At 57.6% G+C, this 13,115-nt stretch carries 21 protein-coding genes and 1 pseudogene; all 22 read left to right on the plus strand.

The genetic code is table 11. The features are described 5' to 3' along the window. A pseudogene (locus tag IGS61_RS19815) lies at nt 1–105 on the plus strand (EF-Tu/IF-2/RF-3 family GTPase); the annotation flags it as partial. Between the two features lie 179 nt (nt 106–284). Next, nucleotides 285–602, plus strand: coding sequence for a 30S ribosomal protein S10 (gene rpsJ / locus IGS61_RS19820; RefSeq protein WP_010394389.1), 318 nt, complete (start codon nt 285–287; stop codon nt 600–602). 144 nt (nt 603–746) lie between these two features. Continuing rightward, nucleotides 747–1,592 (plus strand): DUF817 domain-containing protein, encoded by an 846-nt coding sequence (locus IGS61_RS19825; RefSeq protein WP_230541243.1) that lies wholly within the window; start codon nt 747–749, stop codon nt 1,590–1,592. 137 nt (nt 1,593–1,729) lie between these two features. Beyond that, nucleotides 1,730–2,467 (plus strand): two-component system response regulator CreB, encoded by a 738-nt coding sequence (gene creB / locus IGS61_RS19830; protein WP_230541244.1) that lies wholly within the window; start codon nt 1,730–1,732, stop codon nt 2,465–2,467. Continuing rightward, nucleotides 2,464–3,885, plus strand: a complete 1,422-nt coding sequence (creC, locus tag IGS61_RS19835) for a two-component system sensor histidine kinase CreC (protein WP_230541245.1) — start codon at nt 2,464–2,466, stop codon at nt 3,883–3,885. The genes creB and creC overlap by 4 nt, the downstream gene beginning before the upstream one ends. An 86-nt stretch (nt 3,886–3,971) precedes the next feature. Then, on the plus strand, nt 3,972–5,357 hold the full coding sequence (gene creD / locus IGS61_RS19840) for a cell envelope integrity protein CreD (protein WP_230541246.1): 1,386 nt from the start codon (nt 3,972–3,974) through the stop codon (nt 5,355–5,357). A gap of 221 nt (nt 5,358–5,578) precedes the next feature. Further along, nucleotides 5,579–5,791 carry a hypothetical protein gene (locus tag IGS61_RS19845; protein ID WP_230541247.1) on the plus strand — a complete coding sequence of 71 codons (213 nt, stop codon included), beginning with the start codon at nt 5,579–5,581 and terminating at the stop codon, nt 5,789–5,791. A gap of 346 nt (nt 5,792–6,137) precedes the next feature. Next, entirely contained in the window at nt 6,138–6,794 is a 657-nt protein-coding gene (rplC, locus tag IGS61_RS19850; RefSeq protein WP_010394393.1) for a 50S ribosomal protein L3, read from the plus strand. Nucleotides 6,795–6,797: 3 nt separating this feature from the next. Next, entirely contained in the window at nt 6,798–7,418 is a 621-nt protein-coding gene (rplD, locus tag IGS61_RS19855) for a 50S ribosomal protein L4 (protein WP_034753197.1), read from the plus strand. Further along, nucleotides 7,415–7,732 (plus strand): 50S ribosomal protein L23, encoded by a 318-nt coding sequence (rplW, locus tag IGS61_RS19860; RefSeq protein ID WP_010394398.1) that lies wholly within the window; start codon nt 7,415–7,417, stop codon nt 7,730–7,732. Before rplD ends, rplW begins: the two co-directional genes overlap by 4 nt. After that, entirely contained in the window at nt 7,732–8,559 is an 828-nt protein-coding gene (gene rplB, locus IGS61_RS19865; protein WP_034753198.1) for a 50S ribosomal protein L2, read from the plus strand. The genes rplW and rplB overlap by 1 nt, the downstream gene beginning before the upstream one ends. 10 nt (nt 8,560–8,569) lie before the next feature. Beyond that, nucleotides 8,570–8,845: a 30S ribosomal protein S19 gene (gene rpsS, locus IGS61_RS19870; RefSeq protein ID WP_008444295.1), complete on the plus strand. Its 276-nt coding sequence runs from the start codon at nt 8,570–8,572 to the stop codon at nt 8,843–8,845. Continuing rightward, nucleotides 8,842–9,174: a 50S ribosomal protein L22 gene (rplV, locus tag IGS61_RS19875; RefSeq protein WP_170840583.1), complete on the plus strand. Its 333-nt coding sequence runs from the start codon at nt 8,842–8,844 to the stop codon at nt 9,172–9,174. Before rpsS ends, rplV begins: the two co-directional genes overlap by 4 nt. Nucleotides 9,175–9,183: 9 nt before the next feature. After that, the gene (gene rpsC, locus IGS61_RS19880; protein ID WP_092718261.1) at nt 9,184–10,008 is read left to right on the plus strand and encodes a 30S ribosomal protein S3; all 825 of its coding nucleotides are present in this window, start codon (nt 9,184–9,186) and stop codon (nt 10,006–10,008) included. A gap of 2 nt (nt 10,009–10,010) precedes the next feature. Next, nucleotides 10,011–10,430 carry a 50S ribosomal protein L16 gene (gene rplP / locus IGS61_RS19885; protein WP_034753201.1) on the plus strand — a complete coding sequence of 140 codons (420 nt, stop codon included), beginning with the start codon at nt 10,011–10,013 and terminating at the stop codon, nt 10,428–10,430. A 12-nt stretch (nt 10,431–10,442) separates the two neighbouring features. Next, nucleotides 10,443–10,634 carry a 50S ribosomal protein L29 gene (rpmC, locus tag IGS61_RS19890; protein WP_010394412.1) on the plus strand — a complete coding sequence of 64 codons (192 nt, stop codon included), beginning with the start codon at nt 10,443–10,445 and terminating at the stop codon, nt 10,632–10,634. Continuing rightward, nucleotides 10,631–10,903: a 30S ribosomal protein S17 gene (rpsQ, locus tag IGS61_RS19895; RefSeq protein ID WP_010394415.1), complete on the plus strand. Its 273-nt coding sequence runs from the start codon at nt 10,631–10,633 to the stop codon at nt 10,901–10,903. The genes rpmC and rpsQ overlap by 4 nt, the downstream gene beginning before the upstream one ends. Nucleotides 10,904–11,156: 253 nt before the next feature. After that, complete coding sequence (gene rplN, locus IGS61_RS19900; protein ID WP_008444317.1) at nt 11,157–11,525, plus strand: 50S ribosomal protein L14; 369 nt, start codon at nt 11,157–11,159, stop codon at nt 11,523–11,525. A 9-nt stretch (nt 11,526–11,534) separates the two neighbouring features. Continuing rightward, complete coding sequence (gene rplX / locus IGS61_RS19905) at nt 11,535–11,849, plus strand: 50S ribosomal protein L24 (protein WP_034753204.1); 315 nt, start codon at nt 11,535–11,537, stop codon at nt 11,847–11,849. 6 nt (nt 11,850–11,855) lie between these two features. Beyond that, nucleotides 11,856–12,395, plus strand: a complete 540-nt coding sequence (gene rplE / locus IGS61_RS19910) for a 50S ribosomal protein L5 (RefSeq protein ID WP_010394421.1) — start codon at nt 11,856–11,858, stop codon at nt 12,393–12,395. Nucleotides 12,396–12,397: 2 nt separating this feature from the next. After that, nucleotides 12,398–12,703: a 30S ribosomal protein S14 gene (rpsN, locus tag IGS61_RS19915; protein ID WP_010394423.1), complete on the plus strand. Its 306-nt coding sequence runs from the start codon at nt 12,398–12,400 to the stop codon at nt 12,701–12,703. Nucleotides 12,704–12,717: 14 nt separating this feature from the next. Continuing rightward, a complete protein-coding gene (gene rpsH / locus IGS61_RS19920; protein ID WP_034753208.1) occupies nt 12,718–13,113 on the plus strand; it encodes a 30S ribosomal protein S8 in 396 nt (131 codons plus the stop codon). Nucleotides 13,114–13,115 lie beyond the last annotated feature (2 nt).

The following is a 13,115-nucleotide window of genomic DNA, read 5'->3' on the forward strand; positions in this document are numbered from 1 at the left end:
GTCAAGCTGATCAACCCGATCGCGATGGAAGAAGGTCTGCGCTTCGCTATCCGCGAAGGCGGCCGTACCGTCGGCGCTGGTGTTGTTGCAAAAATCATCGCTTAATTATTAAGCGACTATAAAAGAAGAAGCGTCGTCGCCCGGCGCCCTTCTTTTTATTCAACTGCCGGGGTTGGCAAGCATTTTGGTGCTATCATGTCGACCCTGACGGTTGTTGCGTCAGAAATTCCCGTATGACCTCATTGCCGTGCAAACCGCGCGGTTCGTTCTTTTAAGGAAATATCATGTCGGCACCAAACCAAAAAATCCGTATCCGCCTGAAGGCTTTCGATTACAAATTGATCGACCAGTCCGCTCTGGAAATCGTTGAAACCGCGAAGCGCACCGGCGCTGTCGTCAAAGGCCCAGTACCACTGCCTACCCGTATTCAGCGTTTCGACGTGCTGCGTTCCCCGCACGTCAACAAAACTTCGCGCGATCAGTTCGAGATCCGTACGCACCAACGCCTGATGGACATCGTTGACCCAACGGACAAAACCGTTGACGCGCTGATGAAGCTGGACCTGCCAGCTGGTGTTGATGTCGAAATCAAACTGCAATAATCGTTTTTAAGAAGGCCGGCGGGGTATCCCGCTGCCTGATGATGGGGCCGGGCCCGCTCACGATCGTGAGTGCGCCCGGCCCCATTGCTTTTGTGCCGTGCAAAATCGCTTTACAGTGCCGCGGCCGGCCGATAAAGTTGCTGCATGCTTAACGCCATCGATACCCACCTGTTAAATGCCACTCCCCGTCATCGCTTGCGCGGCTGGCCGCGTTTCCTGACCGAGTTCCTGTATTTCGGCATCAAGGAGGCGAGATCCTGCCTGTTCGTGGGGCTGTTTTTTGCTGCCGTCTTCCTGGTGCCGCGCACAGGCCTGTTCGGCCTGCCGCGCTATGACGTGCTGCTGCTGGTGGCGCTGGCGATCCAGGCCGCGATGGTCTGGAGCGGGCTGGAAACGTGGGATGAGTTGAAAGCCATCTGCCTGTTTCATGCAGTCGGCTTCGCACTCGAGGTATTCAAGGTATCGGGGACGATACAGTCGTGGAGCTATCCCGACTTTGCCTACAGCAAGGTGCTTGGCGTGCCCCTGTTTTCCGGCTTCATGTACGCCGCCGTCGGCAGCTACATCATCCAGACCTGGCGCCTGCTCGACATGCGGATCCGCCACCATCCGCCGTACTGGATGGCAGTGCTGATCGCGCTGCTGATCTACGCCAACTTCTTCACCCATCACTACATCGGCGACTATCGCTGGTACCTGGCCGCCTGCGCGCTGGGCTTGTATGCGCGCACCACCGTGGTGTTCCGCCCGCTCGACCGCGACCGCAGCATGCCCTTGCTGCTCGGTTTCGTGCTGGTCGGCTTCTTCATCTGGCTGGCCGAAAACATCAGCACCTTCTGGGGCGTGTGGCGCTATCCCAACCAGCTTGGCGCGTGGTCGGTCGTGCACGTCAGCAAATGGAGCTCGTGGTCGCTGCTGGTGGTGATGACGTTCACCATCGTGGCCCACCTCAAGCACATCAAGGCCAGCATCCACGTCGCCCAGCCTTAGGCGCTCCTGTTGCGGGCTGGCCGCCACGGCTTCAAGGCGATTGCCGCACGCCGCCAGCGCGCGGACAGGCGCGCGATTGACGCCGCTTGCGTGCTTCAGTGATACTCCAGGCTTGTCCATTAATGTGTGCCGCCGCCATGTCCAAGACTGTCCTGATCGTGGAAGATGAACAGGCGATTGCCGACAGCATCGCCTATGCCTTGCGCACGGACGGCTTTACGCCGTGCCATGTGATGTTGGGCGAGCAAGCCCTGGCCGCGCTGCGCCCGCTCTCCGGCGAGGCCGCGCCCATGCCCGTTCTGGTGGTGCTCGACGTGGGCTTGCCCGACATGAGCGGGCTGGAAGTGTGCCGCCGGCTGCGCCAGTTTTCCGAGGTGCCGGTGATCTTCCTGACGGCCCGCAGCGATGAGATCGACCGCATCGTCGGCCTGGAAATCGGCGCCGACGATTACGTCACCAAACCGTTTTCGCCACGCGAACTGGTGGCCCGCATCCGCGTCATCCTGCGCCGCGCAGGCATCGCGCCAGCGCCCCGCGAGACGGGCATGACGATAGCCGCACCTGTTGCCGCGGCCGCGCCGGCACCGGCGCGCTTCGAGTTGCGCGCGCTCGAGGCGCGCGTGCTGTTCCACGGCCAGCCGCTGGAGCTGACCCGCTATGAATACCTGTTGCTGAAGACCCTGCTCGAACATCCGGGCCACGTGCTGTCGCGCGCGCAGCTGATGCAGCGCGTGTGGAGCGGGGCGCCCGACACGCTTGAGCGCACGGTCGATGCGCACGTCAAGTCGCTGCGCGCCAAGCTGCGCGCCGTCGATGCGCAGGTCGACCCCATCCACACCCACCGTGGCCTCGGCTACAGCCTGGCCGGCGCATGAGGATCGGCCTGCGCATCCTGCTCGGCTACTTCCTGATCGTCGGCCTGGCGGCGTGGTTCCTGCTCAACGTGTTCATGGAGCAAGTCAAGCCGGGCGTGCGTTCGACTCTGGAAGATACCCTGGTCGACACCTCGCAGCTGCTGGCCAGCCTGGTGGCGCCTGATCTGAAGGCGGGCACGCTGGCGCAGTCGCCTGTGGCCGAACGCATGCAGGATTACGCGCGCCATGGCGTGGACGTCAACATCAATGGCGTGCGCAAGCGCACGCTCGACTACCGCATCACCATCACGGACCGGCACGGCATCGTGCTGTTCGATTCCAGCGGGCGCGACGTGGGGCGCGACTATTCGCGCTGGAATGACGTGTACCTCACCTTGCAGGGCAAGTATGGCGCGCGCAGCACGCGCAGCCGGCCGGACGACGAGATGTCGACGGTGATGCATGTGGCCGCGCCGATTCGCGACGGCAATGAGGTGATCGGTGTGCTGACGGTGGCCAAGCCGAATGCCAGCGTGCAAGCGTTTGTCGAGCGCAGCCAGCGCAAGATCCTGCAGCGCGGCGCCGTGCTGTTGCTGCTGTCGCTGCTGATCGGCCTGGCGTTCGCCTGGTGGCTGCACCATGCGCTGGGCAAACTGATGAACTATATCGGCGAGGTGGAAGCGGGGCGCAAGGTGGCGCTGCCTGCGCTGGGCGAGAACGAGATCGGTACCCTGGGGCGGGCGCTGGAAGCGATGCGCACGCGCCTGGAAGGCAAGGAATACGTGGAGCAGCTGATGCATACCCTGGCGCATGAATTGAAAAGCCCGATCGCCGCCATCCAGGCCTCGGCCGAGCTGCTGCAGGAAGACATGCCGCCGGCAGAGCGCCGCCAGTTCCTCGCCAGTATCCTCGAGCAGAACGCGCGCCAGCGGCAGCTGATCGACAAGCTGCTGGCCCTCGTGCGCGTGGAGAAGCAGCAGCGCCTGGAACATCCCGAGTGCATCGCGCTGGTGCCCCTGCTGGCGCAAGTGGCGCAGGATGCGGCCGCCACGCTGGCGGCACGCGGCGTGCGCCTGCAGCTGCAGTGCGACGCGTTGAGCGTGGACGGCGATGCCTTGCTGCTGCGTCAGGCGCTGGGCAATCTGCTCGACAACGCGGCCGGCTTTGCGCCGCCGGGCAGCGGCATCGACCTGACGGCGCGGCGCCTGGGTAGCCAGGTGGAAATTGCCGTGCGTGACCGCGGTGAGGGCATCCCCGCGTATGCGATTGAGCGCGTCTTCGAGCGCTTCTATTCCCTGCCGCGCCCGAGCGCCGGCAAGAGCACGGGCCTGGGCCTGCCCTTCGTGCGCGAGGTCGCTTCCCTGCATGGCGGCACGGTCGAGGTGCTCAACCATGCGGACGGTGGCGCCTGCGCGCGCCTGTGCCTGCCGTTGGTGTAGCACACTTTATTTGCCCGCTTCACACAGACTGCATCGTCAGCGCATACAGCTTTTTTACACTGGCGTCCTTACTTCAAGGATGCGCCATGCAAAAAACTCTGTTAGTCAAAGCGTTGATCGTGTTCGGCCTGATGCTGCTGATCGGCCTGCCTTTGCTGATGATTCAGGAAACGATCAAGGAGCGGATGGAATTCCGCCAGGAAGCCGTCAACAGCATCGCCGCCGATTCGGTGCGCGAACAAACCATCATCGGTCCCATTCTGGTGATTCCCTACACGGAGCAGTACGAAGAGCGCGTGGAGGTGGCCAAGGGCGATGACAAGGAAGCGAAATCGGCGGTGCGCACGGAGTTGCTGCACCGCACGGTGCAGCGCCGTCTGCTTGTCTACCCGAACAATTTACTGCTCAACGGTAACATCGAGACGGACCGCCGCTACCGCGGCATCCACCAGGTGCTGGTCTATAGCGGCCAGCACGCGTTCAAGGGCGACTTCACGGTGCCGGCCAGCAGCCAGTTGCCGCGCAAGTCGCCGGAATCGCGCGTGACCCTGGGGGCGCCGTTTGTGGCCCTGTCCATCGAGGACGTGCGCGGTATCCGTAATATTCCGAAAATCGACTGGGGCGGCCAGAAGATCGAGTTCGAGCAGGGGACCGACCTGTTCGCCTTCCGCAGCGGCTTGCATGCGCCGCTGGGCGCCATGCCTCTGGCGGCGCCGCAGCAGGTGCGCTTCAGCTTTGACCTGGGCCTCGATGGCATCGAACGCCAGCATTTCGTGCCGGTGGCGAAAAACAGTCAGATCAGCATCAAGTCTAACTGGCCCCATCCGCAGTTTGGCGGGCGCTTCCTGCCGTCGCCGAAATTCCGCCAGATCAACGCCGATGGCTTTCAGGTCGAGTGGAGCATCTCCTCGCTGGCCACCAATGCGCAAACGCAGCTGAGCACGATCGAGGGTGAATTCAAGGTGCCCGACAGCGCGCCGCTGGGCCAGATCGACCGCTTCAGCGTGGGCTTCATCGAGCCGGTGAACGTGTACTCGCAATCGGATCGCGCTACCAAATATGGCTTGCTGTTCGTGGCGCTGACCTTTGCCGCCTTCTTCATCTTCGAAATTTTGAAGAGCCTGCCGATCCACCCGGTGCAGTATCTGCTGGTGGGGTTGTCGCTGGTGATCTTCTTCCTGCTGCTGGTGGGCTTGGCCGAGCACATCGCCTTCCTGGCCGCCTACCTGATCGCCAGCGCCGCCTGTATCGTGCTGACCAGCTTTTATCTGGTGCACGTGTTGCACAACGCCTGGCGCGGCATCGGCTTCGGCGTGGGGCTGACCATGCTGTATGGCGCCCTGTATGGCTTGCTGAGCTCGGAAAACAATGCGCTGGTGATGGGTAGCATCCTGCTGTTCGCCGTGCTGGCCGCGATCATGGTGGCGACGCGCAAGGTGGACTGGTATCAGATTGGCAAGGGCACCCAATAGTCCACTGGCGCAATCGCGTGGCGCATGAAAACATTGCCGATTTTGTAAATAAGTGGTTTTAAGTTGGTATTGTTTACGGTACTCTTTGGTATTGATTGCCGAGAAGCACGAAACTACGTGCGGCGGCGCAGCGGCGTAGTAGGGCGGCGACAGGCAGGATGGCTTGCCGCCGCTTGGCAAGACCTTCCATCCCCACTGATAAAAAACCTGGAGACAGTACCATGATCAAGAAACTGGCTTTTTTCCTCTTCGCCTGCAGCCTGAGCGGCAGTTATGCCTATGCCACGAGTGCTGAATTGCAGCAATGCTATTACGGTTGCTGGCAAAAGGTTGTCAGCTGCACCGGTGGCGGCGGCCTGGGCGGAAGCAGTCCGATCTGCCAGATGATTCTCGATACCTGCACCGCCAGCTGCGATCGCACGTACGGCGGCTAAGGCGGCAAGTCCGGCAGTGCCTGTCCGGCGTGCCGACGCGGCGCTGTTTGGCGGCCGGAAGCATGCGGCGCGAGCAGGGCGGCAAGCCCCTCTCGCGCCGTTTCTCTTCATGGCGCCGTCCCGCATGGATGGCCTTCGCGCACTGCTTTCCCTCTCAATTTCCCTGCCCTGACAACTCCCGCAGGGGCGTCGCGCAACACTTTGACATACCTCGTGTTAACTTGTTGCGTCAAGGGTTTTTGTGCTATATACTAGCCGGCTTCGGTATGGATTCGTCTTTTTTGAGTCCTACGTTACTTTGTAGTTAAACAAGCCCCGCCCAATCGCAGGTGGGAATGGAGAAAAAATGAGCCTAGGCCTTCTCGGTCGCAAGGTTGGTATGATGCGCATTTTCACGGATGAAGGGGATTCGATTCCTGTCACCGTGTTGGACGTATCGAACAACCGTGTTGCGCAAATCAAAACCCCTGAAACAGATGGCTACTCCGCTGTTCAGGTCGCATTCGGTCAACGTCGCGCTTCCCGCGTGACCAAAGCTGTTGCTGGTCATCACGCTAAAGCTGGTGTTGAAGCCGGTACTCTGTTGAAAGAGTTCCGTGTCGACGCTGCCAAAGCCGCTGAACTGAAAGCTGGCGATGTTGTCGCTGCTTCCCTGTTCGAAGTCGGTCAAAAGATCGACGTGCAAGGCGTTACCATCGGTAAAGGCTATGCAGGCGTTATCAAACGTTACCACTTCGCTTCTGGCCGTGCAACGCACGGTAACTCGCGTTCGCATAACGTTCCAGGTTCCATCGGTATGGCACAAGATCCAGGTCGCGTTTTCCCTGGTAAGCGCATGACCGGTCATCTGGGTGACGTTAACCGTACGATCCAGAACCTCGTGATCGCCCGTATCGATGCCGACCGTCAGCTGTTGCTGGTCAAAGGCGCGATTCCAGGTGCGAAAAATGGCCAGGTAGTTGTCTCGCCAGCCATCAAAACCAAAGCCAAGAAGGGAGCTTAAACGATGGAACTCAAGCTTCTGAATGCGCAAGGTCAAGCCGCCTCGAACGTTGCTGCAGCCGATACGATTTTCGGCCGTGACTACAATGAAGCGCTGATCCACCAAGTCGTCATCGCTTATCAAGCGAATGCACGTAGTGGTAACCGCAAGCAAAAAGACCGTGAAGAAGTTCACCACACGACGAAAAAGCCATGGCGCCAAAAAGGTACCGGCCGCGCTCGTGCTGGTATGTCGTCGTCGCCACTGTGGCGCGGCGGTGGTCGGATTTTCCCGAACTCGCCTGACGAAAACTTCACCCACAAAGTGAACAAAAAGATGTATCGCGCAGGTATCTGCTCGATCCTGTCGCAGCTGGCTCGCGAAGAGCGCCTGATCGTCATCGACGATCTGACGATCGACGCGCCAAAAACCAAGCTGCTGTCGCAAAAATTGAACGGCCTGGGCTTTGATTCGGTTCTGATCATCACCGACGTTCTGAACGAAAACCTGGAACTGGCATCGCGCAACCTGCCTAACGTACTCGTCGTTGAGCCACGTCACGCAGACCCGATGTCCCTGGTGTTCTACAAGAAGATCCTGGTCACCAAAGCTGCATTGGCCAAGATTGAGGAGATGCTGGCATGAGCGCGATTTTGAAACATAGCGAAGAACGCTTGATGAAGGTGCTGTTGGCGCCCGTGATTTCCGAAAAGGCCACCATGGTCGCGGAAAAGAACGAGCAAATTGTATTCCGCGTATTGCCGGATGCAACCAAGCCTGAAATCAAGGCAGCGGTCGAACTGCTGTTCAAGGTTGAAGTTCTGTCCGTGCAAACTGCAAACCGCGAAGGTAAGCAAAAACGCACCGGCAAGTTCAACGGTCGTCGTAACCATACCAAGCGTGCTTTCGTGTGCCTGAAGCCTGGCCAGGAAATCAACTTCTCCGAGGAGGCTGCATAATGGCACTCGTTAAGATGAAACCAACCTCGCCAGGCCGTCGCGGCATGGTGAAGGTGGTGAATGCCGACCTGTACAAAGGTCGTCCGTTCGCTGCCCTGGTTGAAAAGAAATCCAAGACCGCTGGTCGTAACAACAACGGTCACATCACCACCCGTCATATCGGTGGTGGTCACAAGCAACACTACCGCTTGATCGACTTCAAGCGCACCAAAGATGGTATTCCAGCGAAAGTGGAACGTATCGAATACGATCCAAACCGCACCGCGAATATCGCTCTGTTGTGCTACGCCGACGGCGAACGTCACTACATCATCGCAACCAAAGGCATGGCCGTTGGCGACAGCGTGATGAACGGTTCGGAAGCACCGATCAAATCGGGTAACTGCTTGCCAATCCGTAACATCCCAGTCGGTACCGTGATGCATTGCGTTGAAATGCTGCCAGGTAAAGGTGCCCAAATGGCACGTACCGCCGGCGCTGGCGTTGTGCTGATGGCTCGTGAAGGTACCTACGCTCAAGTGCGTCTGCGCTCGGGTGAAGTACGTCGCGTGCACATCGAGTGCCGTGCTACGGTTGGTGAAGTCGGCAATGCCGAGCACAGCCTGCGTAAAATCGGTAAGGCTGGCGCGATGCGCTGGCGCGGTGTTCGTCCTACCGTTCGCGGTGTGGTCATGAACCCGGTCGATCACCCGCACGGTGGTGGTGAAGGTAAAACAGCAGCTGGTCGTCATCCAGTTTCGCCTTGGGGCCAACAGACTAAGGGTAAGAAGACACGCAGCAACAAGCGTACTACTTCCATGATCGTCTCGCGCCGCGGCAAGAAATAAGGGGTAGCACATGACACGTTCATTGAAAAAAGGGCCGTTCTGTGACGCCCACCTGGTGAAAAAAGTTGAAGCCGCGCAAGCAGCCAAAGACAAAAAGCCAATCAAAACCTGGTCGCGTCGTTCGACAATCATGCCTGACTTTATCGGCCTGACGATCGCGGTGCATAACGGCAAGCTGCACGTGCCGGTTTATGTTTCCGAAAACATGGTTGGTCACAAGCTCGGCGAATTCGCACTGACCCGTACGTTCAAGGGCCATGCAGCTGACAAAAAGGCTAAGAAATAATGGAAACTAAAGCTATCCTCAAAGGTGTGCGCCTGTCGGACCAAAAGGGCCGCCTGGTTGCTGACCTGATCCGTGGCAAGAAAGTTGACGCTGCACTCAACATCTTGCAATTCAGCCCGAAAAAAGGTGCTGCGATCATCAAACGCGTTCTGGAATCCGCTATTGCGAATGCCGAGCACAATGATGGTGCGGACATCGACGAATTGTTCGTGAAAACGATCTACGTCGAAAAGGGCCCGGTCCTGAAGCGCTTCACCGCGCGTGCAAAAGGCCGTGGCGACCGTATTTCGAAACAATCCTGTCACGTTTACGTGACTGTCGGTAACTAAGGAGCCACGATGGGTCAGAAAATTCATCCAACCGGTTTCCGTCTGGCGGTCACCCGTAACTGGGCTTCGCGCTGGTATGCAGGCAACGGTAATTTCGCTGCCATGCTGAACGAAGACTTGAAAGCACGTGCTTACCTGAAAAAGAAGCTGAAGAACGCTTCCGTTGGTCGCATCGTTATCGAGCGCCCAGCCAAGAACGCGCGCTTCACGATCTACAGCTCGCGTCCAGGCGTGGTCATTGGTAAAAAAGGCGAAGACATCGAAGTACTGAAGTCGGCGCTGACCAAGATCATGGGCGTACCTGTTCACGTGAACATCGAAGAAATTCGCAAGCCTGAAATCGACTCGCAACTGATCGCCGATTCGATCTCGCAGCAGCTGGAAAAACGGATCATGTTCCGCCGCGCCATGAAGCGTGCAATGCAAAATGCAATGCGCCTGGGTGCTCTCGGTATCAAGATCATGTCGTCCGGCCGTCTGAACGGTATCGAAATCGCGCGTAAAGAGTGGTACCGCGAAGGCCGCGTGCCTCTGCATACCCTGCGCGCCGATATCGACTACGGTACCAGCGAAGCGTCGACCACCTACGGCATCATCGGTGTCAAGGTGTGGGTATACAAAGGTGACCGCGCGCCGAACGGCGATGCACCAGTCATCGATACCCCAGCTGACGAGAAGAAAAGCCGCGGCCCACGCCGTGACGATGGCAAGCCAGCTGGCCGTCCACGTCCAGCCGGTGCCGGTGCGAAACCATCCACAGCACCAGGTGCACGTGTGCGTACCGCCGCTAAACCGGCCGCCGCAGCAGCACCAGCTGAGAAAGCAGGAGAATAATCATGCTGCAACCAGCACGCAGAAAGTATCGTAAAGAGCAGAAAGGCCGTAATACCGGTATTTCGCACAGCCGCGGCACCGCCGTGTCGTTTGGCGAATTCGGTCTGAAGGCAGTTGCGCGCGGTCGTATCACTGCGCGTCAAATTGAAGCGGCGCGTCGTGCAATGACGCGTCACATCAAGCGCGGTGGCCGTATCTGGATCCGTATTTTCCCGGACAAACCGATTTCGAACAAACCGGCTGAAGTCCGTATGGGTAACGGTAAAGGTAATCCTGAGTACTACGTCGCTGAAATTCAGCCAGGCAAAGTACTGTACGAAATGGATGGCGTTGATGAAGCGCTGGCACGGGAAGCATTCCGTCTTGCCGCCGCTAAACTGCCACTGGCGACGACGTTTGTCATCCGCCAAGTCGGCCAATAATTGGAGTTGTATATGAAAGCATCTGAACTCCGCGGCAAGGACCAGCCAGCTCTGCAAAAAGAGCTGAATGACCTGTTGAAGGCACAGTTCGGCCTGCGCATGCAAATCGCTACGCAGCAGCTGAGCAACACTTCGCAGCTCAAGAAGGTACGCCGCGATATCGCGCGTGTGAAGACGGTAATGAATCTGAAGGAAGCCAAATGAACGAACCAGTGAAACAGTCGCTCAAGCGCACGCTGATCGGTAAAGTGGTTTCGGACAAGATGGACAAGACCGTTACCGTTCTGATCGAGCGCCACGTAAAACATCCTTTGTATGGCAAGATCATCATGCGTTCGAACAAGTATCACGCGCATGACGAGACCAACCAAGTCAAGGCCGGTGACACGGTTGAGATCCAGGAAGGTCGCCCGATCTCCAAAACGAAGGCATGGACGGTGACACGTGTGGTTCAAGCCGCACCAACCGTTTAAATAAAAACCACCGTTTCGGCGGTGGCTTTTAATTAGTACTTGCAGGCCCGCAAATTGTATGTAATACTTGCGGGCTTCGTTCATGTAACGCCGCAAAGTGTCTGGCCACAGACAGTAGCATTCGCGGTCAGTTGATGTATGAAGGTCATGCACCCAAACAGTGAAGCCCAGCAGGGCGGCTCTGGCGGGACCAAGACTGACCGTGGGTCTACATTGTGTGGATTCTTCGGCTTAAGTTGGGAAAGAGAATACTATGATTCAAACTGAAAGCCGGCTCGAAGTGGCTGACAATACCGGTGCCAAAGAAGTAATGTGCATCAAGGTATTGGGCGGCTCCAAGCGCCGTTATGCTGGCATTGGCGATGTGATCAAGGTAACCGTTAAGGTTGCTGCGCCACGTGGCCGTGTCAAAAAAGGTGAAATTTATAACGCCGTGGTTGTGCGCACCGCTAAAGGTGTTCGCCGCCAAGACGGTTCCCTGGTGAAGTTCGACGGCAACGCCGCCGTTCTGTTGAACGCCAAGCTGGAACCGATCGGTACCCGTATTTTTGGACCTGTCACGCGCGAACTGCGCACTGAGAAGTTCATGAAAATCGTGTCCCTGGCACCGGAAGTCCTGTAAGGAGTCGTAATGGATAAGATTCGTAAAAACGACGAAGTCATCGTTCTGACCGGGAAAGACAAGGGCAAACGTGGTGTGGTACAGCAGCGTATCGATGCTGAACATATCGTGGTTGACGGCATTAACATCGCTAAAAAAGCGACTAAGCCAAACCCGATGACTGGCGTAACTGGTGGTATCGTCGATAAGACCATGCCAATTCACGTGTCCAACGTTGCATTGTTTAATGCGGCGACTGGCAAGGCAGATCGCGTGGGTTTCAAAGAAGTGGACGGCAAGAAAGTCCGCATCTTTAAATCCTCCGGCGAAGTAGTGAAGGCTTAAGAAATCATGGCACGTCTCCAAGAATTCTATAAAGAAAAAGTCGTTGCCGACCTGACCAGCAAGTTTGGTTACAAGTCGGTAATGGAAGTTCCACGCCTGACCAAGATCACCCTGAACATGGGTGTTGGTGAGGCTATCGCGGATAAAAAAGTTCTCGAGCACGCAGTTGCTGACTTGACCAAGATCGCCGGCCAGAAGCCAGTGACCACCAAGTCCCGCAAAGCGATCGCAGGCTTCAAAATCCGTGAAGGTTACCCGATCGGTACGATGGTCACCCTGCGCGGCGCTCGCATGTACGAGTTCCTGGATCGCTTCATTACCGTGGCTCTGCCGCGCGTACGCGATTTCCGTGGTGTGAACGGCCGTGCATTTGATGGTCGTGGCAACTACAACATCGGTGTCAAGGAACAGATCATTTTCCCTGAAATCGAATACGACAAGATTGACGCGTTGCGCGGTATGAATATCAGCATCACGACAACCGCTAAGACCGATGACGAAGCCAAAGCTTTGCTCGCCGCCTTTAAATTCCCTTTCAGGAACTGATCATGGCCAAACTGTCACTGATTAATCGTGAGATCAAGCGTGCTGACCTGGTGGCGAAATTCGCCCCTAAGCGCGAAGCTCTCAAGGCCATCGTCGATGACCAATCGAAATCGGAAGAAGAGCGCTACGAAGCTCGCCTGAAATTGCAGGCGCTGCCACGTAACTCGAACCCGACGCGTCAACGTAACCGTTGCGCCATCACTGGTCGTCCGCGCGGCACATTCCGTAAATTCGGTCTGGGTCGTATCAAGCTCCGTGAATTCGCCATGCGTGGTGAAATTCCGGGTATGACAAAAGCAAGCTGGTAATAGGAGAATATGCAATGAGTATGAGCGATCCTATCGCCGATATGCTGACCCGCATTCGCAATGCACAAGGCGTGCAAAAGACGACCGTGGCCATGCCATCGTCGAAAGTCAAAATTGCGATTGCCAGCGTCCTGAAGGACGAGGGTTACATTGAAGATTTCGCTGTTGCCGAAGCTGGTGGCAAAGCGGAACTGAAAATCGGTTTGAAGTATTATGTTGGCCGTCCCGTCATTGAGCGCTTGGAGCGCGTGTCCCGTCCGGGTCTGCGCGTCTACAAGGGTAAAGACGAGATCCCTGTTGTGATGAATGGCTTGGGTGTGGCGATCGTGTCGACTCCGCAAGGCGTCATGACTGACCGCAAAGCACGCGCTACCGGTGTCGGCGGCGAAGTTATTTGCTACGTGGCTTAAGG

The organism is Janthinobacterium sp. FW305-129 (genome assembly GCF_020858115.1).
In the GTDB taxonomy this organism is placed as follows: Bacteria; Pseudomonadota; Gammaproteobacteria; order Burkholderiales; family Burkholderiaceae_D; genus Janthinobacterium.

Coding starts and splice junctions, on each gene's coding strand:
- rpmC (WP_010394412.1), top strand. CDS start 10,443: ATGAAAGCATCTGAACTCCGCGGCAAGGACCAGCCAGCTCTGCAAAAA.
- creC (WP_230541245.1), top strand. CDS start 2,464: ATGAGGATCGGCCTGCGCATCCTGCTCGGCTACTTCCTGATCGTCGGC.
- rplN (WP_008444317.1), top strand. CDS start 11,157: ATGATTCAAACTGAAAGCCGGCTCGAAGTGGCTGACAATACCGGTGCC.
- rpsJ (WP_010394389.1), top strand. CDS start 285: ATGTCGGCACCAAACCAAAAAATCCGTATCCGCCTGAAGGCTTTCGAT.
- rpsQ (WP_010394415.1), top strand. CDS start 10,631: ATGAACGAACCAGTGAAACAGTCGCTCAAGCGCACGCTGATCGGTAAA.
- rplC (WP_010394393.1), top strand. CDS start 6,138: ATGAGCCTAGGCCTTCTCGGTCGCAAGGTTGGTATGATGCGCATTTTC.
- rpsH (WP_034753208.1), top strand. CDS start 12,718: ATGAGTATGAGCGATCCTATCGCCGATATGCTGACCCGCATTCGCAAT.
- IGS61_RS19825 (WP_230541243.1), top strand. CDS start 747: ATGCTTAACGCCATCGATACCCACCTGTTAAATGCCACTCCCCGTCAT.
- rplP (WP_034753201.1), top strand. CDS start 10,011: ATGCTGCAACCAGCACGCAGAAAGTATCGTAAAGAGCAGAAAGGCCGT.
- rplX (WP_034753204.1), top strand. CDS start 11,535: ATGGATAAGATTCGTAAAAACGACGAAGTCATCGTTCTGACCGGGAAA.
- rplB (WP_034753198.1), top strand. CDS start 7,732: ATGGCACTCGTTAAGATGAAACCAACCTCGCCAGGCCGTCGCGGCATG.
- rplD (WP_034753197.1), top strand. CDS start 6,798: ATGGAACTCAAGCTTCTGAATGCGCAAGGTCAAGCCGCCTCGAACGTT.
- rpsN (WP_010394423.1), top strand. CDS start 12,398: ATGGCCAAACTGTCACTGATTAATCGTGAGATCAAGCGTGCTGACCTG.
- creD (WP_230541246.1), top strand. CDS start 3,972: ATGCAAAAAACTCTGTTAGTCAAAGCGTTGATCGTGTTCGGCCTGATG.
- IGS61_RS19845 (WP_230541247.1), top strand. CDS start 5,579: ATGATCAAGAAACTGGCTTTTTTCCTCTTCGCCTGCAGCCTGAGCGGC.
- rplE (WP_010394421.1), top strand. CDS start 11,856: ATGGCACGTCTCCAAGAATTCTATAAAGAAAAAGTCGTTGCCGACCTG.
- rpsC (WP_092718261.1), top strand. CDS start 9,184: ATGGGTCAGAAAATTCATCCAACCGGTTTCCGTCTGGCGGTCACCCGT.
- rplW (WP_010394398.1), top strand. CDS start 7,415: ATGAGCGCGATTTTGAAACATAGCGAAGAACGCTTGATGAAGGTGCTG.
- creB (WP_230541244.1), top strand. CDS start 1,730: ATGTCCAAGACTGTCCTGATCGTGGAAGATGAACAGGCGATTGCCGAC.
- rpsS (WP_008444295.1), top strand. CDS start 8,570: ATGACACGTTCATTGAAAAAAGGGCCGTTCTGTGACGCCCACCTGGTG.